The sequence below is a fragment of the Streptomyces sp. NPDC096324 genome, from assembly GCF_044763015.1.
Taxonomy (GTDB): Bacteria; Actinomycetota; Actinomycetes; order Streptomycetales; family Streptomycetaceae; genus Streptomyces.
On record NZ_JBIWFK010000007.1, the window covers coordinates 319,242 to 339,141 of the forward strand.

Annotated in this window: 18 protein-coding genes; 8 read left to right on the top strand and 10 right to left on the bottom strand. The window is 72.6% G+C overall.

The annotated features are described in order from the left end of the window. Positions 1–5: 5 nt before the first annotated feature. Both ACIQ7M_RS21285 and ACIQ7M_RS21290 read right to left on the bottom strand, forming a co-directional pair. Positions 6–2,039: an SPFH domain-containing protein gene (locus ACIQ7M_RS21285; RefSeq protein WP_403646492.1), complete on the bottom strand. Its 2,034-nt coding sequence runs from the start codon at positions 2,037–2,039 to the stop codon at positions 6–8. A gap of 102 nt (positions 2,040–2,141) precedes the next feature. After that, positions 2,142–2,555, bottom strand: coding sequence for a hypothetical protein (locus tag ACIQ7M_RS21290; RefSeq protein WP_403646495.1), 414 nt, complete (start codon positions 2,553–2,555; stop codon positions 2,142–2,144). A 238-nt stretch (positions 2,556–2,793) separates the two neighbouring features. On the opposite strand from ACIQ7M_RS21290, the gene ACIQ7M_RS21295 reads away from it, so the two are divergent. After that, positions 2,794–3,852, top strand: a complete 1,059-nt coding sequence (locus ACIQ7M_RS21295) for a PucR family transcriptional regulator (protein WP_403646497.1) — start codon at positions 2,794–2,796, stop codon at positions 3,850–3,852. 202 nt (positions 3,853–4,054) lie between these two features. On the opposite strand, the gene ACIQ7M_RS21300 is transcribed toward ACIQ7M_RS21295, so the two are convergent. Then, positions 4,055–5,254 carry a flavin-containing monooxygenase gene (locus ACIQ7M_RS21300; protein WP_403646499.1) on the bottom strand — a complete coding sequence of 400 codons (1,200 nt, stop codon included), beginning with the start codon at positions 5,252–5,254 and terminating at the stop codon, positions 4,055–4,057. Positions 5,255–5,605: 351 nt separating this feature from the next. On the opposite strand from ACIQ7M_RS21300, the gene ACIQ7M_RS21305 reads away from it, so the two are divergent. Together ACIQ7M_RS21305 and ACIQ7M_RS21310 are read left to right on the top strand one after the other, a co-directional pair. Next, on the top strand, positions 5,606–6,058 hold the full coding sequence (locus tag ACIQ7M_RS21305; RefSeq protein WP_355759621.1) for a DoxX family protein: 453 nt from the start codon (positions 5,606–5,608) through the stop codon (positions 6,056–6,058). A 62-nt stretch (positions 6,059–6,120) separates the two neighbouring features. Further along, positions 6,121–6,498 carry a Zn-ribbon domain-containing OB-fold protein gene (locus ACIQ7M_RS21310; RefSeq protein ID WP_403646501.1) on the top strand — a complete coding sequence of 126 codons (378 nt, stop codon included), beginning with the start codon at positions 6,121–6,123 and terminating at the stop codon, positions 6,496–6,498. An 84-nt stretch (positions 6,499–6,582) separates the two neighbouring features. Here ACIQ7M_RS21310 and ACIQ7M_RS21315 read toward each other — a convergent pair whose 3' ends face one another. After that, a complete protein-coding gene (locus tag ACIQ7M_RS21315) occupies positions 6,583–7,209 on the bottom strand; it encodes a GNAT family N-acetyltransferase (RefSeq protein WP_386977926.1) in 627 nt (208 codons plus the stop codon). A gap of 88 nt (positions 7,210–7,297) precedes the next feature. On the opposite strand from ACIQ7M_RS21315, the gene ACIQ7M_RS21320 reads away from it, so the two are divergent. Further along, the gene (locus ACIQ7M_RS21320; RefSeq protein WP_403646505.1) at positions 7,298–8,188 is read left to right on the top strand and encodes a GNAT family N-acetyltransferase; all 891 of its coding nucleotides are present in this window, start codon (positions 7,298–7,300) and stop codon (positions 8,186–8,188) included. A gap of 51 nt (positions 8,189–8,239) precedes the next feature. On the opposite strand, the gene ACIQ7M_RS21325 is transcribed toward ACIQ7M_RS21320, so the two are convergent. Both ACIQ7M_RS21325 and ACIQ7M_RS21330 read right to left on the bottom strand, forming a co-directional pair. Continuing rightward, on the bottom strand, positions 8,240–8,896 hold the full coding sequence (locus ACIQ7M_RS21325; RefSeq protein WP_403646508.1) for a pyridoxal 5'-phosphate synthase: 657 nt from the start codon (positions 8,894–8,896) through the stop codon (positions 8,240–8,242). Between the two features lie 179 nt (positions 8,897–9,075). Beyond that, the gene (locus ACIQ7M_RS21330) at positions 9,076–10,269 is read right to left on the bottom strand and encodes a thiolase C-terminal domain-containing protein (RefSeq protein WP_403646511.1); all 1,194 of its coding nucleotides are present in this window, start codon (positions 10,267–10,269) and stop codon (positions 9,076–9,078) included. Positions 10,270–10,407: 138 nt separating this feature from the next. Between ACIQ7M_RS21330 and ACIQ7M_RS21335 the strand changes: the two genes are divergently transcribed. After that, positions 10,408–11,595, top strand: coding sequence for an acyl-CoA dehydrogenase family protein (locus ACIQ7M_RS21335; RefSeq protein ID WP_403646514.1), 1,188 nt, complete (start codon positions 10,408–10,410; stop codon positions 11,593–11,595). An 86-nt stretch (positions 11,596–11,681) separates the two neighbouring features. Then, the gene (locus ACIQ7M_RS21340) at positions 11,682–12,245 is read left to right on the top strand and encodes a nitroreductase family deazaflavin-dependent oxidoreductase (RefSeq protein WP_403646517.1); all 564 of its coding nucleotides are present in this window, start codon (positions 11,682–11,684) and stop codon (positions 12,243–12,245) included. Between the two features lie 206 nt (positions 12,246–12,451). Here ACIQ7M_RS21340 and ACIQ7M_RS21345 read toward each other — a convergent pair whose 3' ends face one another. After that, on the bottom strand, positions 12,452–13,099 hold the full coding sequence (locus tag ACIQ7M_RS21345) for a TetR family transcriptional regulator (protein WP_355759605.1): 648 nt from the start codon (positions 13,097–13,099) through the stop codon (positions 12,452–12,454). 499 nt (positions 13,100–13,598) lie between these two features. Between ACIQ7M_RS21345 and ACIQ7M_RS21350 the strand changes: the two genes are divergently transcribed. Both ACIQ7M_RS21350 and ACIQ7M_RS21355 read left to right on the top strand, forming a co-directional pair. Next, the gene (locus ACIQ7M_RS21350) at positions 13,599–14,333 is read left to right on the top strand and encodes a VOC family protein (RefSeq protein WP_386977943.1); all 735 of its coding nucleotides are present in this window, start codon (positions 13,599–13,601) and stop codon (positions 14,331–14,333) included. Between the two features lie 392 nt (positions 14,334–14,725). Continuing rightward, positions 14,726–17,053, top strand: a complete 2,328-nt coding sequence (locus tag ACIQ7M_RS21355; RefSeq protein ID WP_355759601.1) for a serine/threonine-protein kinase — start codon at positions 14,726–14,728, stop codon at positions 17,051–17,053. A gap of 327 nt (positions 17,054–17,380) precedes the next feature. On the opposite strand, the gene ACIQ7M_RS21360 is transcribed toward ACIQ7M_RS21355, so the two are convergent. The 3 genes from ACIQ7M_RS21360 to ACIQ7M_RS21370 all read right to left on the bottom strand — a co-directional run bounded on the left by ACIQ7M_RS21360 (position 17,381) and on the right by ACIQ7M_RS21370 (position 19,878). Beyond that, positions 17,381–18,172 (bottom strand): enoyl-CoA hydratase/isomerase family protein, encoded by a 792-nt coding sequence (locus tag ACIQ7M_RS21360; protein ID WP_389844467.1) that lies wholly within the window; start codon positions 18,170–18,172, stop codon positions 17,381–17,383. Continuing rightward, positions 18,169–18,594, bottom strand: a complete 426-nt coding sequence (locus tag ACIQ7M_RS21365) for a Zn-ribbon domain-containing OB-fold protein (RefSeq protein ID WP_403646972.1) — start codon at positions 18,592–18,594, stop codon at positions 18,169–18,171. Before ACIQ7M_RS21365 ends, ACIQ7M_RS21360 begins: the two co-directional genes overlap by 4 nt. A 135-nt stretch (positions 18,595–18,729) precedes the next feature. Further along, positions 18,730–19,878, bottom strand: coding sequence for a lipid-transfer protein (locus ACIQ7M_RS21370; protein WP_386977949.1), 1,149 nt, complete (start codon positions 19,876–19,878; stop codon positions 18,730–18,732). Positions 19,879–19,900: the final 22 nt, after the last annotated feature.

Here is a 19,900-nt window from a genome sequence, read left to right on the forward strand (position 1 = left end):
GGCCGTCAGACCCTCGTGGTGCCGTTGAGCGCGGCGAGCGGGGTTTCGGCGATGCCGAGTTCCCCTGCCTGGTCGAGAAGCCGCTGCGCGGGTCCCGCGAGCGCGCCGTCCGACTTCACGAGCTTCATCAGCAGCGCGGAGACGGTCAGGTTCTGCACGTCGGCCGTCGACACCGAGCCGAGTACCCGGCTCAGGTCGTCGGTGAAGCTCGACGTGCCGTCCAGCCACGGCCTGGCGAGTGTCTGCGCGGTCCGCGAGTGCTCGACGAAGCCGTCGATTCCCTTGCCGAGAGCGATGGAGGACATCAGCCGGTCGAAGAAGACCGAATCGCCGCCGACGATGTCGATGTCGGCGTTCTCCAGTCCGGTGGCGAGCACGGTGGCCTGGGCCTCGGCGACCTGGCGCTGGACGTCAAGACCGGCGAGCCGGATCTCCTTCTCCGCCTGAAGGCGCAGACGGTACTCCTCGTGTCCGCGCGAGGCGTCGTCGAGAGCGGCCATCGCTGTGGCCTTCTCCGTGAGACCGGCCGCCTCCGCCTTGAGCTTCTCTCCGATGGCCATGGCCTCCGCCAGGGCTTTGGCCTGCGAGCCCTCGGCCTCGGCGCGCAGACGGGCCTCGGTGGCCACGGCCTCGGCGCGGCCGGCCTTCTCGATGACCTCGGCCTCCTTGTCGCGGACCTGGACGGCCGCGAGCCCCTCGGCGGCCGCTTCGGCCTGGATGCCCTCGGCCAGTCGCAGTTTGGCCTTGGCCTCCAGGTCCGCGGACCTCAACTGGGCTTCCGCGAGGGTGATCTGTTCGGCGGCGCGGTGTGTGGCGGCCTGCTCGGCGGCTTCCGCGGCCTTGATGTCCTTGACCAGTTTCTCCTGCGCCTCGGCCTCGGCGGCGATGATGACGGCCTGCCGGTCCCGCTCGGCCGCCTCCACGGCGCGGAGCTTCTTGATGGACTCCTCCTGCTCGGCGACCGTGCGGTCCACGGCGACCCGTTCACGGATGACCTCGGCGATGTCCCGCTTCTCCGCCTCGACCTCCTTCTCCGCGGCGATCCGGGTCAGCTGTGTCTCGCGCTCGCGCCCGATGACTTCGAGGAGCCGGTCCTTCTCGATGCGCTCGTTCTCGACGGCGATCACCCGCTCCCGGTTCTTCGCGGCGACGGCGACCTCGCGCGCCTGGTTCTCCCGCTGGATGCCCAACTGCTCCTCGGTGCGCAGGAACGCGCCCTGCGCGCGCAGCCGCTCCTCCTCCACCACCCGCGCGGTCTCCGCCTCCTCGCGTGCGCGTACGGTGTCGATCTCCCTCTTCTGCTTGATCTCGGCGTCGGCCTGCCGGCGCTCCAGCTCCAGGATCGCCTCACGTGCGTCGACGTCCTGGCGGGTGATCTCCTTCTGCTCGTTGCGCTGGGCCTCGTTGGTGCGGACGTGCTCGATCGCCGTCAGTTCGGTGATCTTGCGGATGCCTTGCGCGTCCAGGACGTTCGCCGGGTCGAGCTGGGTCAGAGGCGTCTGCTCCAGGTAGTCGATCGCCGCGTCCTCCAGGTGGTAGCCGTTGAGGTCGACGCCGATCAACTCGATGATCTGGTAACGCAGTTCCTCGCGCTTGGTGTAGAGGTCGGTGAAGTCCATCTGCTTGCCGACGGTCTTCAGGGCCTCGGAGAACTTCGCGTGGAACAGTTCCTGCAGCGTGTCCCGGTCACTGGCCCGCGCGGTACCGACGGCCTGCGCGACCTTGATGACGTCCTCGACCGTCTTGTTGACCCGGACGAAGAACGAAATACGGATGTCCGCGCGGATGTTGTCGCGACAGATCAGTCCCTCACGGCCGGTGCGCGTGATCTCTATGGTCTTCACCGAGATGTCCATGACCTCGGCCTTGTGCAGCACCGGCAGCACGATCTGCCCGGTGAAGGTCACGTCGACCGTTCGCGCCTGGGAGACGATCAGCGCCTTGCCCTGTTCCACCTTGCGGAAGAGCCGGGAGAAGGCGAGCACTACGACGAGGGCGACGAACAGCAGGACGGCGGCGAGGGCGCCGATGGCAACCATGGCATGAGTCCTTGTGAGGTAAGGGAAAAGGCGTGTGCTGCGGAGGTGGGACACGACCACCGGAAGGCGGCTCGGACAGCGCGGCTCGGCGCTCCGGGCACGTCACGGGCGGGTTGGTCCCCGGGACGTGCCGGAGGGGCTCGGTGGCACGGGTTCGTGGGGGACGAGCCGACGCAGGCGCCGCAGGAACAGACAGGTGAGCCACCATGCGGCGGGCAGCGCGCCGGCCGCCGTCCCCATGCGCAGAACGCCGGTGGCGGCTCCCGGGGTGGCCAGGGCGGCGATCAGAACCGTGACGCCTACGTTGAGGGACCAGGCGAATGCGGTCAGCAGCGAGAGGGCGACCGACACGGGCACCCCGTCCATGCTCCAGGCGCCGAGGTCGACGTCCGTGTCGAAGCTGTCCACGTCCACGAGACCGACGGCGACCAGGAGCCAGAAGCAGACGACCACGACGAGGGCCGCGGTGAACAGGATGCCGGGCAGGCCCGTGGCCGCCTCCATGAACGTCCGCACCTGCCGGCCCCCTTCCCGTACGTCGCACACCTCGGCGGCGCACAGATCCCCTCCGGTTCTGGCCCGGACCCCTTCTGCCGGTGTCCGGCACCAGAACCTTCCGCAGTGCTCCCCGCACTGATGGTGCACGGCGGAAGCACGTACACGCATTGCCGATTCCCGGCAGTCTTCACTAGGGTCTGCATGCCGGTGAGCCGCTAAGAATCCGTCACCAGCGCGTCAAGATTCGAGGGGCGACGTGACCGACCGGGAGAATCCCGAGCACTATCTGCGCGGTTATGCCGAGATCCTGGCCGAGGTCTCCGTCACCGGCAGACGTCTCACCCGCGAGGAGATGGAGTCCCGGCGCGTCCTGGGTGAACAGGCCGCGGAAGCCGGCCACGGACTGCGCACCCTCGTCAGCGCGCACCTTACCGCCGCACGCTCCGCCTGGCCCCAGGCGGTCGGCTCCACCGACACCGCGTTCGCCGCCGTGCAGCAGGTGATAGACGCGTTCGCCGACGGCTACGAACGCGCCCAGCACCACGCCGTACGCCAGGAGGAAGCCGCCCGCCGCGAGTTCATCGACGACCTCCTCTACGGCCGCAGCGACCTGGGCCGCCTCGCCGAGCGTGCCGAACGCTTCGGGCTGCGCCTCTCGCACGCGCACGCCGTCGCCGTCGCGCAGGGGCCGGCCGCCTATGACGAGGGTGACCCGGTGCCGCGGCAGGTCGAACGGGCGGTCATCGGCCGGTTCGGCGACCGTGAGGTCCTCATCACCACGAAGGCCGGGCGGCTGCTGTGCATCGCTCCTGGCCATCAGGACGATGTCCTCGCCTACTTCGCCAAGCAGGCCTATGCCGCGACGGACGGCGGCCGGGTGGCCATCGGCCGGCCCCAGCCCGGCCCCGGTGGCGTCGTCCAGTCCTACGAGGAGGGACTCAACGCGCTCGAACTGGCTGAGCGTCTGGGCCTTGAGGACCCGGTGCTGCGCGCTGCCGACCTGCTCGTCTACCCGGTCCTGACCCGTGACCGGCAGGCCATGGCCGACCTCGTCCTCGACGCCCTCGGCCCGCTCACCACCGCCCGCGGTGGCGCCCAGGTCCTTCTGGACACCCTCACCGCGTACTTCGACTGCGGTTGCGTAGCGGCCGAGGCCGCCAGGCGCCTGAGCCTGAGCGTGCGCGCCCTGACGTACCGCTTGGAACGCATTCACAAGCTGACGGGGGCCAACCCGGCCGATCCCGCCCACCGTTACATGCTCCAGACAGCGGTGATCGGCGCGCGGCTGCTGGACTGGCCCACCCGGGACATCTGACGCCCGCTCCCGGTCGCCGTGACGGGCACCGTCCTGAGCGGCCGAGGCGTACTCACGTCGGCTCGGCGGCGCCGAGGTGGTTCCGCGGGTTGGGACCTTCACCGGCGGGGATGCCGGCCTCCCGCGGCGCCGGACGGTGGGTGGGGCGGGGCCGCGCCGGTACACCCGCCCGCATCCGGAGGGGGCGAGAACCGTCCGTGGCTCAGCGGGTGGGCCGGGGGGCCGTCGTGTGGTGGGACACGGCCTTCGCGATCTTCTCGGCGTCCAGGGCGAGTTCGCGGAACATGCCGCTGATGGGGTTGGTGAACCCGGTGAAGTACAGGCCGGGCGCGTTGCGCGGAGCGTGCCCGCCGTGGACGACCGGATGCCCACGCCCGTCGAGCACGTCGAGATGCCCGACCATGCCCTCCAGCGCCCGCGAGTACCCGGTCGCGGCGATGACCACGTCGGGATCGACCCGGCTCCCGTCGGCGAGGACGGCCTTGTCGTCCTCGAACCCCTCCACCGCGGCCACGATCTCGACCTTCCCCTTGCGGACGGCGTCGATGAGCCCGACGTCCTGGACGGGGATGGAACCCTCGTTGACGCGGGAGTAGAGCCCGGTGTCGGGGCGGGGCAGGCCCTGGGCCGCCAGGTCGGGCACGCTCAGCTTCGCCATCGGCCCGGCCAGCGCGTCCACGAGCCGCACCGGCAGCCGTCGTACGGCGATGCCCGTGAACTGCGCGGCCCAGCCCGCCGTCGAGCGGCGCACGATGTGCGGCGCGGTGCGGACGGACAGCCGTACGCGCCGGGCGCCGCCCTCGACCAGGTCCACGGCGATCTCGGCGCCGGTGTTGCCGATGCCGACGACGAGGACGTCGCGGCCCGCGTAGGGGGCGGGGTTGCGGTACTCGCCGGCGTGCAGGAGCTCGCCGGTGTAGGTGTCGCGGCCGGGCCAGTCGGGGACGCGCGGGGTGTGGTTGTAGCCGGTCGCGACGACCACCGCGCTGCCCGTCAGCTCACGTCCGCCGGTGGCGTGCAGCAGCCAGCCGTCGCCGCCGGGGGCGGGCTCGACGCGGGAGACCTCGACGCCCGTGACGATCTCCAGGCCGTGGTGCTCGGCGTACTTCTCCAGGTAGCGCACCACGTTGTCCCGCGAGACCCAGCGGCCGAACGAGCGCGGCATCGACAGCCCCGGCAGCGCGGACAGTCGTCGGGTGGTGTGAAGGTGCAGCCGGTCGTAGTGGCCCCGCCAGGACGCGCCGACCTCGTCCGACCTCTCCAGTACGACAGCTCGTACGCCCCGGGCGCGCAGCGCGTACGCCGCCGCGAGACCCCCGGGGCCGCCCCCGATCACGTACACGGGGCGGTCCTCGTGGGAGGGCACCGTGTGGGGGGTCGTGGAAGCAGTCGAGTCGGCCATAGCGCGAGCGTAATCACGGTTCAGCTTGATAGGTCTCGGTCAAGACCGGAATCGGTTGCGAAGTGGTCACGACTGTGGGAGGGGTGGGTGGGCCCGGTGGCGTAGGTCACTTCGATGGGGTGGGCGTGTGTGAAAAGTGCGCTGTTGTCGCAGGTGGGCGGTGGGGCGTACGTCTTTCGCCGGAGCGCGGGTTCGGCTTCGCGCGCCCCCTGTGAGGGGTGGAGCGGGAGGGGGCGGTGGCGGGGTGGTCGCGCACTTCGCCGCTGGCCGGTGCCGGGCTCTTGCGTGGGCGTTCCGAGGCATTGAAACTGACGTTCCGTCAGATATGGTGCCTTCGCGGGAGGTTCGGCCATGGACACGATCTGGCTCGACGGGGCGGAGTGGCTGGCCGTGCTCCGTATCGGGCTCGGCCTCTGGTGGCTCGAGAGCTGGCGGCACAAGGACAAGAAGGGCTGGTTCGAGCGCGGCACCGGCATCGCGTGGGCGGCGGATGTCGCCTCCAAGCACCGGTGGAACGCCGTGCGCTCGGGGTTCGACACGATCGTCGCGCCGCGTCCCCGGACGATGGCGTACGTCGTGGTGTACGCGGAGCTGGCTCTCGGTCTCGGGCTCGTGGTCGGGCTGCTGACCCCGGTCGCGCTGGTCGCGGGGCTGCTCCTCAACCTCCTCTACTTCACCCTCATGATCCACGACTGGGCGGAGCAGGGGCAGAACGCGATGATGGCGCTGGTCTCGGCCGTCGGCCTGTTCGCCATGTCCTGGCAGACGTGGTCCCTGGACGACGCCCTGGGACTCTTCCGGTGAGCGGGACATCGCGGGGGCCGTCGGGAGCGGGGGGCTCCGAGGCCGGGGCCGACGTTCCCGAGGTGGACGCGTTCACCCGGCCGTACTGGGACGCGGCGGCTGAGGGGCGGCTGCTGATCCGGTACTGCGCGGCCTGCGACCGCGTTCACCACTACCCCAGGGAGTTCTGCCCGCACTGCTGGTCCGAGGACGTGAGCTGGCGCCCCGCGAGCGGACGCGCCACGCTCTACACCTGGTCCGTCGTCCACCGCAACGACCTGCCCCCGTTCGGCGAGCGCGTGCCGTACGCGGCCGCCGTCGTCGACCTGGCCGAGGGGCCCCGGATGATGACCGAGGTGATCGGTTGCGAGGAGGCGGCGCTGCGGATCGGGATGGACCTGGAGGTCGCCTTCCGGGCGGGGATTCCCGTGTTCCGGCCCGCCTCACGTGCCGGTGGGTGACGGCTTCCGGTCGGGGCCCGTCTCGTGTGTCGGTGGGTGACGGCTTCCGGTCGGGTGCGGCCTCGCGTGCCGGTGGGTGCCGGCTCACGTGCCGGTGGGTGACGGCTTTCGGTCGGGTGCCGGCTCGGGGTCCGTCGCGAGGCGGCCGTGGAGGTGCACGTCGCGGAACGCGTCATGGCGGCCCGCCTCGAACATCGCGCCGCGCAGAGTCCCCTCGTGCCGGAATCCGCAGCGCTCGGCGACCCGGCAGGACACCTCGTGGCCCACGGCGTGCCCCAGTTCGAGGCGGTGCAGGGCGAGGTCGGTGAAGCCGTAGCGGGTCGCGAGGGTGAGGGCACGGGTGGCGACCCGGCCGCCGCGAGCTTCCGGGAGGACCCAGTAGCCGACGCGGGCGCAGCTCATGACGTGGTCGATCTCGTTGACGCCGATGTGGCCCAGCGTCTCGCCGGTCTCGGCCTCGGTGACGCAGAAGGAGATCCCGGTGCCGCCGACCGCCGCCGCCACACGGGTCCGCAGCGACTCACGGGCGGTGCCGATGTCCCGGACGAATCTGAGCGGGGTGTTCCAGCGCTGGAGTTCGGGATCGGACAGCCCGCGCAGATACGCCGACACGTCGGCGTCGGACTCCGGGTCCCAGGGGCGCAGCCGCAGACCGAGGCCCGTCAGCTCGGGGGCGGGCTGCACGGAGAACTGCACATGCGCGTCGGTCATCCAGCCATTCAAGCCGCTCCGGTCCCACGGGTCACTCCCTGGAGGAAATTCGGAGGCACGGCTCCGTGGCCGCGAGGGATCATCCGACATGACCTCCGTGACGTACGCCTGGCAGCTCACCCACGACCTCGACGCGTTTCTCGCCCGGGCCGGAGACTTCCTCCGGTCGCGGCCCGCGCGGCACACCGTCGCGCTGACCGTGACGGAAGCGCTGCGCAGGCGGGGGGTGAACCCGTACGGGAAGGAGGCGCCCGTCTTCGGAGCCCTGGAGCGGGACGGGGCGGTCCAGGCGGCCTTCTTCCGTACGCCGCCGTACCGGCTGAACCTCACCCCGCTGGACGAGCGGGGCGCCGAGACCCTCGCCGCGCTGCTGGCGGACGCGGAGATCGAGGTGCCCGGGGTCAACGCCGACACGGACACCGTCGCGGCTTTCGCCGGGGCATGGGAGCGGCGGACCGGGGCGAGGACGGTGCCGCTCCGGAGCGAGCGGCTCTACCGGCTGGGCGACCTGGCGGTGCCCGAGCCCGCACCGCCCGGCCGTCCCAGGATCGCGGACGCGGGCGACCGGGACCTGCTCGCCCGCTGGTACACGGAGTTCGCCGAGGCCATCGGCGAGGGTGCCCACCGCGACGGCGGCGCCTGGGCCGACGACCGGATCTCGTACGGCGGCATCACCCTCTGGGAGGACCCCGAGGGCACTCCCGTCGCCATGGCGGGCGTGACACCGCCCGTCGCCGGACAGCTCCGGGTCGCCCCCGTCTACACCCCGGCGCATCTGCGCGGCCGGGGGTACGCCGGTGCCGTCACCGCCGAGGTGAGCCGCGCCGCGGTCGCCTCCGGGGTCCGGGAGGTGCTGCTCTTCACCGACCTCGCCAACCCGACCAGCAACGGCCTGTACCAGCGCATCGGCTACCGCCCCGTCTCCGACTTCGCGGCGTACGACTTCACGTACGAGGGGTGCGAGGGGTACCAGGGGTAGGGCGGGTGTGCGGGTCCGGGTGGCCCGGCCGGGTGTGCGGGGCCGGGCGGCTCACGGCCACAGCAGCTCGGTGGCCCAGCCGGTCTCCGTACGGCGGTAGACGAGCCGGCCGTGGCGCCGGCGGGCGTCACCCTGGAAGAACTCGACCTCGTCCGGACGGAGGCGGTAGAGCGTCCAGGTGGGGGCGGGGGAGTCCGGGGTGCTCTCGGCCCGCTCCCAGGCCGCGTCCGAGGCCCGGTCCAACTCGGCGCGTGAGGGCAGGACTTCGCTCTGTCGGCCCACCAGGGCCGCGGCCAGCGCCCCCGTGGAGCGGGCGTGCAGGTCCGCCTGGCTCTCCTCGGGCGAGGCGGCCGTGACCGGGCCGCGGAGCCGGATCTGGCGGCCCCGCGCGGGCCAGTAGAAGCCGAGGGCCGCGTACGGCCGCGCGGCGAGCTGGCGTCCCTTGCGGCTCGTCACGTGCGAGGCGAACGCCCAGCCGTCGTCGTCCGCGCCGTGCAGCATCACCGTCCGGACGTCGGGCGAACCGTCCTCGTCGGCCGTCGCGAGGGTCATCGTGTGCGGTTCGGCCTGACCGGCCGCCACCGCTTCCGCGAACCACCGGGTGAACAGGGTCAGCGGGTCCGCCGGAGCGTCCTCCGGGGCGAAGCCGGGCAGCTCCGTGTCCCACACCCGCAGCGATCTCAGCAGCTCATGAAGGTCCGGTTCCATGGCTCCGAGTATCACCCGGGGCGCGCCGACGCCCCACGGCAGCATCCGCGATTCCACGGCAGTACCCGCGACCGCACGGCAGCACCCGCGATCCCACGGCAGTACCCGCAGCCCCAGGGCGCGCGGCGGGTGGGCACGCATCCCAGGGCGCGCATCCCGGGGCCTTCACCCCGGGCTCCTCACCCCCGCCCCAGCACCACCGTCCCCGACGAGCAGAACCAGCCTCCCGTCCCGGACGCCACCGCCAGCTCGGGCAGGGTGCCGTCCGGGCGCCGCACCTGGCGCTCCTGCGGGAGGTCACCGCGCAACTGCCGTACGGCCTCCACGAGCAGGAACAGGCCGCGCATGCCCGGATGCTGGGCCGACAGTCCGCCCCCGTCCGTGTTCACCGGCAGGTCCCCGTCCACCAGCAGTCGCCCCTTCGCCGCGTCCACGAAGGCGCCGCCCTCGCCCTTGGCGCAGAAGCCGAGGTCCTCCAGGGTCACGAGGGTCATGTAGGTGAAGGCGTCGTAGATCTCGGCGAAGTCGATCTCGGCCGGGCGGACTCCGGCGCGCTCGAAGGCGAGCCGGCCGCTCACCGCCGCCGGGGAGACGGTGAAGTCGGCCCACTCGGACATGGTGGTGTGGGAGACGTGTTCGCCGGTCCCGAGCACCCACACCGGGGCCGTACGGCAGTCGCGCACGTACTCCTCGGCAGCCAGCAGCACCGCCGCGCCGCCGTCGGAGCGGATGCAGCAGTGCAGCTTGGTGAACGGGTCCGCGATCATCGGCCCGGACAGGACGTCGTCGACGGTGACCGGGTCGCGGAACATGGCCTCCGGGTTGCGGGCCGCGTTCGCGCGGGCCTGGACGGCCACCGAGGCGAGCTGTTCGAGCGTGGTGCCGTACGTGTGCATGTGGCGGCGCGCGGCCATCGCGTACTTGGCGATGAGGGTGTGGCCGTACGGGACCTCGAACTGGAGGGGGCCCCGCGCACCGAACGACAGGTTGCCGGTGCGGCGGCCCGCCCTGATGTCGGCGCGGGCGGTGGAGCCGTAGACGAGCAGGACGGCGTTCGCGTGGCCCGCCGCGACGGCGTCGGCCGCGTGGGCCGCCATGACCTCCCAGGTGGACCCTCCGACGGAGGTCGAGTCGACCCACGTGGGGCGCAGTCCCAGGTATTCCGCCACTTCGGCGGGAGCGAGGGTGCCGAGGCCCGCCGAGGCGAAACCGTCGATCACCGAGCGGTCCAGGCCGGAGTCGGCCAGTGCGCGGCGCGCGGCCTGCGCGTGCAGCGCGTACGGGGTCGCCTCGTCCACGCGGCCGCAGTCGGACAGGGATATGCCGACGACGGCGACCTTCCGACGGCTGTGGCCAGGGGTGGCATGCGTCATGAATCTGACGGTACATCAGATAAGTGGCCTGCCGGGAGGCCGTCGCACCCCTGTGCTTCTGGGACCCTCCGCCCTAACATGACGGCCCGTCAGATCAGCTTGTCCGGATCAGCCCCCCGACGAGGGAGGAGCCCGCCCATGGACGTCCGTCTCACCGCGGAGCAGGAGGAGATCCGCCGCACGCTGCGGGAGGTGCTGGCGAAGCGGTGCGGAGCGCAGGAGCTGAGGGCCGCCGAACAGACCCCCTCCGGCTACGACCGGGCTCTCTGGGAGAGCCTCGCGCGCGAGCTCGGGCTGCCCGGGCTCGCCCTCCCCGAGGCGTACGGCGGTGTCGGCTGCTCGGCGACCGAACTCGCCCTGGCCTGCGAGGAGTCGGGGCGCGTTCTCGCCCCCTCGCCCCTGCTGTCCTCGGCCGTCCTCGCCGCCCCGCTGATCCTGGCCCTCGGCACCGAGGCGCAGCGCACCGCCCTGCTGCCCTCGCTGGCCTCGGGTGCGCTGACCGCCGCCCTCGCCGTCCCCGGCACGGGCCTGGCCACCGCCCTCGCCCTGACCGGCGACAACCAGGGCGACTGGGCCGGCGGCGGCCGTGCCGGGGGTGTCCAGGCGCGCCGGGCGGACGGAGTGTGGCGGCTCTACGGGCAGGCGGCGCAGGTGCTCGACGGGCACAGTGCCGGGCTGTTGCTGGTCGCCGCGCACACCGGCGGGTTCGCGCGGTCACGGACGCTGCTGTTCCTGGTGAGGGACGACGCCGACGGGCTCGTACGCACGCGGCAGACCTCCCTGGACGCGACCCGGCCGCAGGCCAGGCTCGAACTCCGCGACGTCGAGGCCGCATTGCTGGGTGACGACCACGCCGACGTGCCCGGGGCGCTGGCCGCCGTCGGGGACACCGCCGCCGCCGTCCTCGCCGTGGAGGCCGTGGGCGCCGCCGACCGCGTACTGGAACGCACCGTCGAACACGTGGGCAGGCGTGAGCAGTTCGGTCGGGCGATCGGCTCCTTCCAGGCGGTCAAGCACCGGCTCGCGGACGTGTACGTGGGCGTGCAGTCGGCCCGTTCGGCGGCCTACTACGCGGCGTGGGCCGCCGGGACGGGCGGCGAGCGGGTGGGCGGGCTCGCGCTGGCCCAGGCGCTGGAGGCGCTGCGCACCGCCGCCTCCGAGGGCGTCCAGCTCCATGGCGGCATCGGCTTCACCTGGGAGCACGACGTCCATCTCTACTTCAAGCGCGCCTCGGGCGACGAACTGCTCTTCGGCCCCGTCCACCGGCTGCGCGCGCACGCGGCCGACGCGGCGCGGCTCTTCGACGGCGGAGAGGTGACGGTGTGATGGCGGCGGCCGGGCGTTCGCGTACGGGCGGTGGCGCGGAAGGCGGAGCGGGCAAGAGGGCGGGGACGGGGACCGGGGCGAGACGGATGCCCGGTGTGCGGCTGGTGCAGAGGGTGTCCTCCACCCGGATGTTCGCCAAGGCCGCCCCGCACCTCATCCCGGCCCTCGACCGTGCCGTGCACCGGCTCACACGGGGGAAGGTGCTGCTCAGCGCCCAGATGCTGCCGGGGGTCGTCCTCACCGCGCGCGGTGCCAAGAGCGGTCTGGAGCGTCGTACCCCACTGGCCTGCATGCCGGAGGCGGGGGCGGAGTCGGAGGCTGGGGCGTCGGGTTCGGGTTCGGTGGGCGGTGCGGGTGGGACCGGGTGGATTCTCGTCGGGTCCAACTTCGGCCGCACTGACCATCCCGCCTGGACGGCGAACCTGCTCGCCCGGCCCGACGCCGTCATCAACTGGAAGGGCGAGGACATTCCCGTGACCGCCCGGCTCCTCACGGGCGCGGAGAGGGACGCGGTCTGGAGGACGGTGCTGGCGTTCTGGCCGCCGTACGCCACCTATCAGGCCCGGGTGGACCGGGAGATACGGCTCTTCAGGATCGTGCGCCGCGCTGTGCCGGCCGAACCGGCGGAGGGCGAAGGCCGGTCGGGATGAGAGGCGGGCCGGGTTGAGGGGGCGGCCGGGCTGAGAGGCCAGCCGGGCTGAGAGGGCGGTCCGGTGGGGGCGCGGGGTCGGCGGTTCCTCGGTGTCCGGGGTCCCTCTGCGTCCGCGCAGCGCAGCGGGCGGCGGTCCACCGGAAGGTTCCTCCGGAACGAACTGCCGCCCGCATGACAGGAGCTGGGGCGCTCAGGCGCGGGAAACTACTTCGTCGGCTTCTTCCCGGTCACGCCCAGGTACACCAACAGCGCGAGATTCGGCTTGAGTTCGGCCTGCTTGACGCCCCAGGTCTGGAAACCCTTCTGGTGCGAGGCGACCGCCGCGAGCATGGCGACGAGGGAACCGGCCATCGCGGCCGGGTTCACGTCCTTGTCGACCTTGCCCTTGGCCTGGAGCTCGGTGACCGAATCCGTCAGGGAGTTGTTGACGGAGTTCAGGATCTTCATGCGGATCTTGTAGAACCGCTTGTCGCCCTCGGCGGCGCCCAGATCGACGACGCGCAGAATCGCGTCGTTCTTCCGCCAGAACTCCAGGAAGCCGTCGACGAGTTCCTGCGCGGTCTGCCAGCCGGCCTTGCCGACCCAGGAACGGCCTTCGAGCAACTGGGTCAACGCGGCGCCCTCGGCGGCCATTTGCTCCGCGATCTCCAGGACGGCGCCTTCGACGTCCGGGAAGTACTGGTAGAAGGTCGCGGGTGAAGTGCCTGCCTTCCGGGCGACGTCAATGACTTTGACATCCCGGTAGGGCGATGAGCTGAGCATCTCGCTGAGGCAGTCGAGCAGCTTCTGCCGGGTCGCCTGCCCACGTCGTCCGGCCACGCGGCCGTCGACGGTACGCACTTGTCCTGTCATGCCGTCAGCTTACCGAGGGGTGATCGGAGCGCGATTCGGCCGACTGCAAATGGGGTGCGGCCGCGCATCGCCGGGGTTCGGAGCGGGTTCGGCGAGGCTTCGGAGCGGTTTCGACGAGGGGCGCGGCAGGGCTTCCGCGGGTTCCCGGACACCTTCACCGAAGGCGCCCGGGAACACCCGGACAAGCCCGCCGCACAGGCCGCCGGGAACGCCGCCGGGAACGCCGCCGGAACCACGCCGGAATCACCGCCGGGAGCACGCCGGGATCGCCTCCGGGCAGGCCGTCGGGAACGCCCTGGGAACACCACCGGGCAGGCCCGCCGGGAAGGCCCCGGGCAGGCCGTCGGGAACGCCCCGGGAACACCACCGGGCAGGCTGCCGGGAACGCCGCCGGGCAGCCCCACGGATCCCCGCGCGGGGCCCCTGAGCAGGGACGGGGCGTCACCGGGGCAGGTGCGCACGCTCTGCGGGATGCCGGAAGGGCCGTTAGCTTGGCCGCATGGCCGAATCAGCCGCTGTCGCAGGGTTCTCCGAGGGTGTGCCCTGCTGGGTCGACGCCCAGCTCCCCGACGTGGAGGCGGGCAAGCGCTTCTACGGCGAGCTCTTCGGCTGGACGTTCCCCGAGGAGTCCGGCCCGGAGGGCTGGGCGGAGCTGGACGGTGAGCCGGTCGCGGCCCTCACGCCCAAGCTCGACGGGCGGATGCCCACCGTGTGGACGGTGTACTTCGCGACGCCGGACGCGGAGGCGCTCGCCCGGCGGATCGTGGCGGCGGACGGCCGGATCATCGCCGTGCCCACGGCGGTGGGCCTGTCCGGCGAGCTGGGCACCGCCGCCCTCGCCACCGACCCCGAGGGCGCCGTCTTCGGCCTCTGGCAGCCCGGCACGCACGCCGGCTTCGCCAAGCGGCACGAGCGCCGCACGTTCTGCTGGGCCGAGCTGTACGCCCGCGACACCGCGACGGTCGACCGCTTCTACGGCGCCCTGTTCCACGACGCGCTGTTCGGGCCCGACGCGACCCCCGATTTCGGCCGCGTTCCCGTGACGGGCGTCTTTCCGGCCGAGATGCCGCCCCATTTCCTCGTCCATTTCGGAGTCGAGGACTGCGAGCGGACACTCGGGACGGTGAACAGGCTCGGCGGCCGTGTCCAGGTGACACCCTTCGACACGTCGTACGGGCGGGTGGCCGTCGTCAGCGACAATCAGGGTGCGTCGTTCGCGGTGCTCGAACGCTGAAGGTGCCTCGACCAGCCGTGACGCCGCGTCGGCGCTGAGGGTCCTTCAACGTTGAAGGATTCCGGGGGTACTTCGCCCGCGAAGGCCGAAACGCTTCTGCGGGGAGGGGCACGGCTTTTCGACGTGAGGGACGGCACTTCCGGGGCCCTGAGCGGGGTACTTCTGGGGTGAGGGGCGCATTTCGGCCCTGAACCATGGCGCCCTGGCGGCCGTACTCCTGCCGGGGCGGTTGTTTTGTCACAAGACACCCCGATCCGGCCCCGGGTTCGCAACCGGCGGCTCGGCCAGGAAGAATCGGGGTGCGTGCCGCCATGGCGGTGCGGTGGTGAGACGCTGCACTGGGCCGCGTTCATACGTGGATGACGTGACCCGTACGGGGAGGTGGCAGGCAAGTGGTGGATCAGCTGACGCAGCACGATCCGCGCCGGATCGGGCCGTTCGAGGTGCTGGGACGGCTGGGTGCCGGCGGCATGGGGCTGGTCTATCTCGCGCGCTCGGCCTCGGGCCGGCGCGTGGCGATCAAGACGGTCAGGACCGAGCTCGCCGAGGACCAGTTGTTCCGGGTCCGCTTCTCGCGCGAGGTCGAGGCGGCCCGTGCCGTGTCGGGCTTCTACACGGCCGCCGTCGTCGACGCCGACGCCCGCGCCGCCGTGCCGTGGCTGGCCACAGCCTATGTGCCCGCGCCCTCGCTCGAGGAGATAGTGAACGAGTGCGGGCCGCTCCCGGCCCAGGCCGTGCGCTGGCTGGCGGCTGGTGTCGCGGAGGCGCTGCAGTCGATCCACGGCGCCGGACTCGTCCACCGCGACCTGAAGCCGTCGAACGTCCTCGTGGTCGAGGACGGGCCGCGCGTGATCGACTTCGGCATCGCGTCCGGCGTCTCGAACACCCGTCTGACCATGACCAACGTCGCCGTCGGCACCCCCGCCTACATGTCTCCCGAGCAGGCGAAGGACTCGCGCAGCGTCACCGGCGCGAGCGACGTCTTCTCGCTCGGCTCGATGCTCGTCTTCGCCGCCACCGGTCACGCCCCCTTCCACGGCGCCAACCCCGTCGAGACGGTCTTCATGCTGCTCCGCGAGGGTCCGGACCTCGAAGGCCTGCCCGACGAGCTGCGCCCGCTCATCGAGTCCTGCATGCAGATGGACGCCACGGCCCGCCCCAACCCCGCCGACCTCCAGGCCCAGCTCGCGCCCCACCTCTTCGGCTCCGGCTCCGACGACAGCGGTACGGCCTCGGCCTGGCTGCCCGAGCGCGCGGTGGGCCTGATCGAGACGCGTCGCGGCGGCCGTCCGCCGGTCAAGCAGCCGGCCGGGGGAAGCGGTCGCAGCGGCGGGGGGCGTCCCGTGCCCCCGCCCCCCTCGCACGCCCCGGTGCCCGTGGGGGCGCCCGACACCGGTCCCGTGCGCCTCGCGGGCGGCAAGGTGCCCATCGGTCCCGGCCCGCGGGTCCTCGACGCCCGTGCCGCGGCCGTGAAGGCGCCGCCGCCGGAGGCCGGGCTCGCGGCGTCCTGGTCCCGGCCGCGCATCGGCGTGAACGGCGCCGAACCGGCGCCCGTCCCCACGGTCGCGCCCCCGACGCCCGACGCGTCGGCGGGCTGGCGCCCCTGGCGCTTCCGCATGTCGAACGACGTATGGGGCACGCCCTCGGTCGCCGACGACCTCGTCTACGTCACCTCCTTCGAGGTCCACGCCCTCGACGTGGCGACCGGGCGGCGCCGTTTCAAGACGCGAGACGTGGCCTGGTCGATGGCGGTGGCGGACGGCCGCATCCACGCCTCCGACGGGCCGACGCTGTACGCGCTCGAAGCCAGGGAGGGCGCGGACCTGTGGCGCCTGTCCACGGACGCCTGGGTGTACTCCCTCCAGGCCGACCGCGGAACGGTTCTCACAGGCACCCGCGGCGGCGGCGTGCAGGCGTGGGAGGCCGCGAACGGACAGAAGCTCTGGGAGATCAGCGGCGCCCAGACGGACTTCGAGTCCCCGGAGTCCGGTCCGTCGATCCACGACGGCACGGTGTACGTCTGGAAGGACGCCCGGCTGCGCGCCCTGGAGGCCCGTACGGGCGAGGAGCGCTGGTCGTACCCGATCGGCGACGCGGCGTCCTGCAGCGGCGTCCCGGTCCGCATGACCCACGCGCCCGACGGCTACGTCTACATCTCCGCGGGCACCCGCGTCCTCGCGATCGACGTGGCCAGCGGTCACGTCCGCTGGCACTTCGAGGCTCCGGCGGTCTTCCTCTGCCCGCCCACCTTCGCCCCGGGCCCGGCGGTGACGGGCGGCGGCGTCTACCTCGCCGACTACCTCGGCACGGTGTACGCCCTCGACGCGACCGACGGCCGCGACCGCTGGCGCATCGCCACCGAGTCCCGCGCCTCCACCGAGCCGGTCCTGGTGGCCGCCGGACACGTCCATGTGGGCAGCGGCAAGGGCCTGTACACGCTGGACGCCGTCACCGGCACCCCGAAGTGGAGATTCCAGGCCGGGGGCGACCTGGTGGGCGCTCCGGCGGTGGCCGACGGCCGTATCCACTTCGGCTCCACGGACCACCTCCTGTACACCCTGAAGGCCGACGACGGGCGCCTGCGCTGGAAGCTGGCCACCGGCGGCGAGATCACCGGGGCACCCGTGGTCAAGGACGGTGTCGTGTACGCGTGCAGCAAGGACCGCTGCGTGTACGCGCTGGACGCGGAGAAGGGCACCGGGACCGCTCGCACCACGTGAGCCGCGCTCGCACCACGGGAGACGCCCGGGCGTCGGGACGGCCGTCGGGACGGGCGGACACCGCCCGCCGGGACCGGGGCCGCACTCCGTGACGCCATCGCGCCCGAGCCTCTGTGACGGCCGCCGTACCGGGCACGGAAGGGTCTCCGGACGGCGGCCGTCGTACACGCGGACGGCCTGCGGAAGCCGTTCCGGCTGCCGAGGCTACGCCCCGCGTGACCGGCCCGCCACAGGGAGCGAGCGCCGGACCGGTCCGCTCCGGTGCGGTGCGAGGGTTCCTCCGGTCCGGCGGGAGCGGCGTTCTGCCGGCCGCCGTCCCACGGGCCCTCAGCGCAGCCGGAATCCCGGCCTGCGTGCCGAGAACAGTTCCGCCTGCCGCTCGGCGGGCAGGTTCCCCAGGGAGACGAGCTGCGGAGCGTGCGCCAGGGCCGCCGCCCGGGTCGCCTCCTGCGCCGACCACAGGGCCCGCACCGTCCCCTGGACGGCTTCGGACGGGTAGGACGCGATGACCGCCGCGCAGGCGACGGCCGCCGCCAACGCCTCGCCCGGCGCCGTCAGTTCGGACACCAGCCCCACCTCGTACGCCCGGCGCGCGGAGACCCGCTCCGCGGTCCCCATCAGCGCCATCCGCGCCACCTCCCCGAACGGCATCCGCTGCGCGAGGTAGACCGACTCGTACGCGCTGACCATCCCGTACGTCGTGTGCGGGTCGAAGAAGGTGGCCTCCTCGTCGGCGACGACGAACTCCGCCTCGCCCAGCAGATAGAAGGCGCCGCCGCAAGCGATCCCGTTCACGGCGGCGATCACCGGCTTCCACAGCCCGTTGGCCTTCGGTCCGATCGCGGCGAGCGGATCGTCCACCATGTACGGGGAGCCCGGCTGCGGCACCTCGGCGCCGCGGTCGATCCCGGTGCAGAAGGCCCGTCGTCCCGCGCCGGTCACGACGAGCGCCCGTACCGTGTCGTCGAACCGGAACTCGCGCCAGGCGGCGACCAGTTCGGCGGCCGTCGGGAGGTCGATGGCGTTGAGCCGGTCCTGCCGGTCGAGCGTGAGGACGGCGACCCCGGCGTCCTTGTCGACGCTCACCACGAGCCCGCCGCCTCCCGCCTCCCCGCTCACGCCCGCTCCAGGACCCAGCGCGGCACGGTCACGCCGCTCACCTCGGTGAACACCGCCTGCACCCGGGCCCCGATCCGGAGCCGCCCCGCCGGAACCGAGCCGAGGGGCGCGTCCGGCCCGCTCACCAGGTTCCCCGCCAGCCGTATCCGCGGCGCCTCGTCCAGCTCCACCACGATCGCGTTGTACGGGGCCAGCGCGGCGTAGGCGGGCAGGAGCGGCGGATGGGGGACGACGTACGACCAGATCCGGCCCCGCCCGCTCATCCTGCGCCACTCGTCGGCGAAGGAGTGGCAGTGCGGGCAGCAGGGGCGCGGCGGGAAGCGGAGTTCACCGCAGTCGGCGCAGGCCTGGACGCGGAGTTCGCCCCGGGCGGCGTACTCCCAGAAGGGCGCCCCGTCGTCGTCGGGGACGGGGGACAGCAGAGGCTCCTCGGTCCCGTCCCTCCCGTCCCGTCCGTCGTCCCCGGTACGCACGCCGTCGCCGGCCGTCGCGGTCGTGCCGGCCCGGGTGCTCACGTCCGCCCCGGTCGTCTCTGTCATGTCGGCCATCCCGGCTCCTCAGCTCCTCAGCAGGAGGGCGGAGGTCGGGACCCCTTCCCCCGCCGTGACCAGACAGGTCGCCGCTCCCGGCACCTGTGCCGTGCTCGTGCCCCGCAACTGCTTCACGCCCTCGTTGATGAGGTTGAAGCCGTGCACGTAGGCCTCGCTGAGCCCGCCGCCCCCGGTGTTGACCGGCAGCCGTCCGCCGATCTCCAGCGCGCCGCCCTCCGTGAAGGCCGCGCCCTCCCCGCGCCCGCAGAAGCCGTATCCCTCCAGCGAGAGGGGTATCAGGGGCGTGAACGCGTCGTAGATCTGTGCCACGTCCACGTCCTCGGGGGTGAGGTCGGCGTGCTTCCACAGATGCCGGGCGGCGGTCCAGGCGGGCCCGGTGAGCGGGTCGTCGTTCCAGTAGTTGACCATCCCGTGGTGCTGGGCGGGCAGGCCCTGCGCGGCGGAGTGGACGTAGACGGGCCGCTGCCGGCAGTCGCGGGCCCGCTCGGCGGACACGATCACGCAGGCGAGCGCGCCGTCCGTCTCCAGACAGTTGTCGAAGAGGCAGAGCGGCTCGCTGATCCAGCGGGCGGTCATGTACATCTCGCGGGTCAGCGGACGTTCGTACATCATCGCGGCCGGGTTCTGGTTGGCGCGGTTGCGGCAGGCGAGGGCCACGTTGAAGAGGTGGTCGCGGGTGGCCCCGTACTCGTGCATGTACCGGCGCGCGAGCATGCCGATCTCGTCGGCGGGCCGCAGCAGTCCGAAGGGCCGGGTCCACTGGGCCGGGGTGGGGAGCTGGACGGCCGTGTTCTTCCAGGGGCGCGGGCCGCTGCCCCGCTTGCGCGAGCGCCAGGCCACGCCCACGGTCGCCTGGCCGGCGGTGATGGCCGCGGCCAGGTGCGCGACGGTGGCGCAGGAACCGCCGCCGCCGTAGCCGACCTTGCTGAAGAAGGTGAGGTCACCGAGCCCGACGGCCTTGGCGACCTCCACCTCGTCGGTCTCCTCCATGGTGTAGGAGGCGAGGGCGTCGACCTCCTCGGGTGCGATGCCGGCGTCGTCGAGGGCGGCGAGGACCGCGCGGCAGGCCAGCGTCTTCTCGGACTCCGGGAGTCGTTTCGCGAAGGCGGTCTGCCCGATTCCTACGACGGCTGTGGCGTCCTTGAGCCCTGGCATGGGTGACCTCCGCACACGGTCC

Coding starts and splice junctions, on each gene's coding strand:
- ACIQ7M_RS21285 (WP_403646492.1), bottom strand. CDS start 2,039: ATGGTTGCCATCGGCGCCCTCGCCGCCGTCCTGCTGTTCGTCGCCCTC.
- ACIQ7M_RS21300 (WP_403646499.1), bottom strand. CDS start 5,254: ATGGCCGACTCGACTGCTTCCACGACCCCCCACACGGTGCCCTCCCAC.
- ACIQ7M_RS21305 (WP_355759621.1), top strand. CDS start 5,606: ATGGACACGATCTGGCTCGACGGGGCGGAGTGGCTGGCCGTGCTCCGT.
- ACIQ7M_RS21315 (WP_386977926.1), bottom strand. CDS start 7,209: ATGACCGACGCGCATGTGCAGTTCTCCGTGCAGCCCGCCCCCGAGCTG.
- ACIQ7M_RS21320 (WP_403646505.1), top strand. CDS start 7,298: ATGACCTCCGTGACGTACGCCTGGCAGCTCACCCACGACCTCGACGCG.
- ACIQ7M_RS21325 (WP_403646508.1), bottom strand. CDS start 8,896: ATGGAACCGGACCTTCATGAGCTGCTGAGATCGCTGCGGGTGTGGGAC.
- ACIQ7M_RS21330 (WP_403646511.1), bottom strand. CDS start 10,269: ATGACGCATGCCACCCCTGGCCACAGCCGTCGGAAGGTCGCCGTCGTC.
- ACIQ7M_RS21335 (WP_403646514.1), top strand. CDS start 10,408: ATGGACGTCCGTCTCACCGCGGAGCAGGAGGAGATCCGCCGCACGCTG.
- ACIQ7M_RS21340 (WP_403646517.1), top strand. CDS start 11,682: ATGCCCGGTGTGCGGCTGGTGCAGAGGGTGTCCTCCACCCGGATGTTC.
- ACIQ7M_RS21345 (WP_355759605.1), bottom strand. CDS start 13,099: ATGACAGGACAAGTGCGTACCGTCGACGGCCGCGTGGCCGGACGACGT.
- ACIQ7M_RS21350 (WP_386977943.1), top strand. CDS start 13,599: ATGGCCGAATCAGCCGCTGTCGCAGGGTTCTCCGAGGGTGTGCCCTGC.
- ACIQ7M_RS21370 (WP_386977949.1), bottom strand. CDS start 19,878: ATGCCAGGGCTCAAGGACGCCACAGCCGTCGTAGGAATCGGGCAGACC.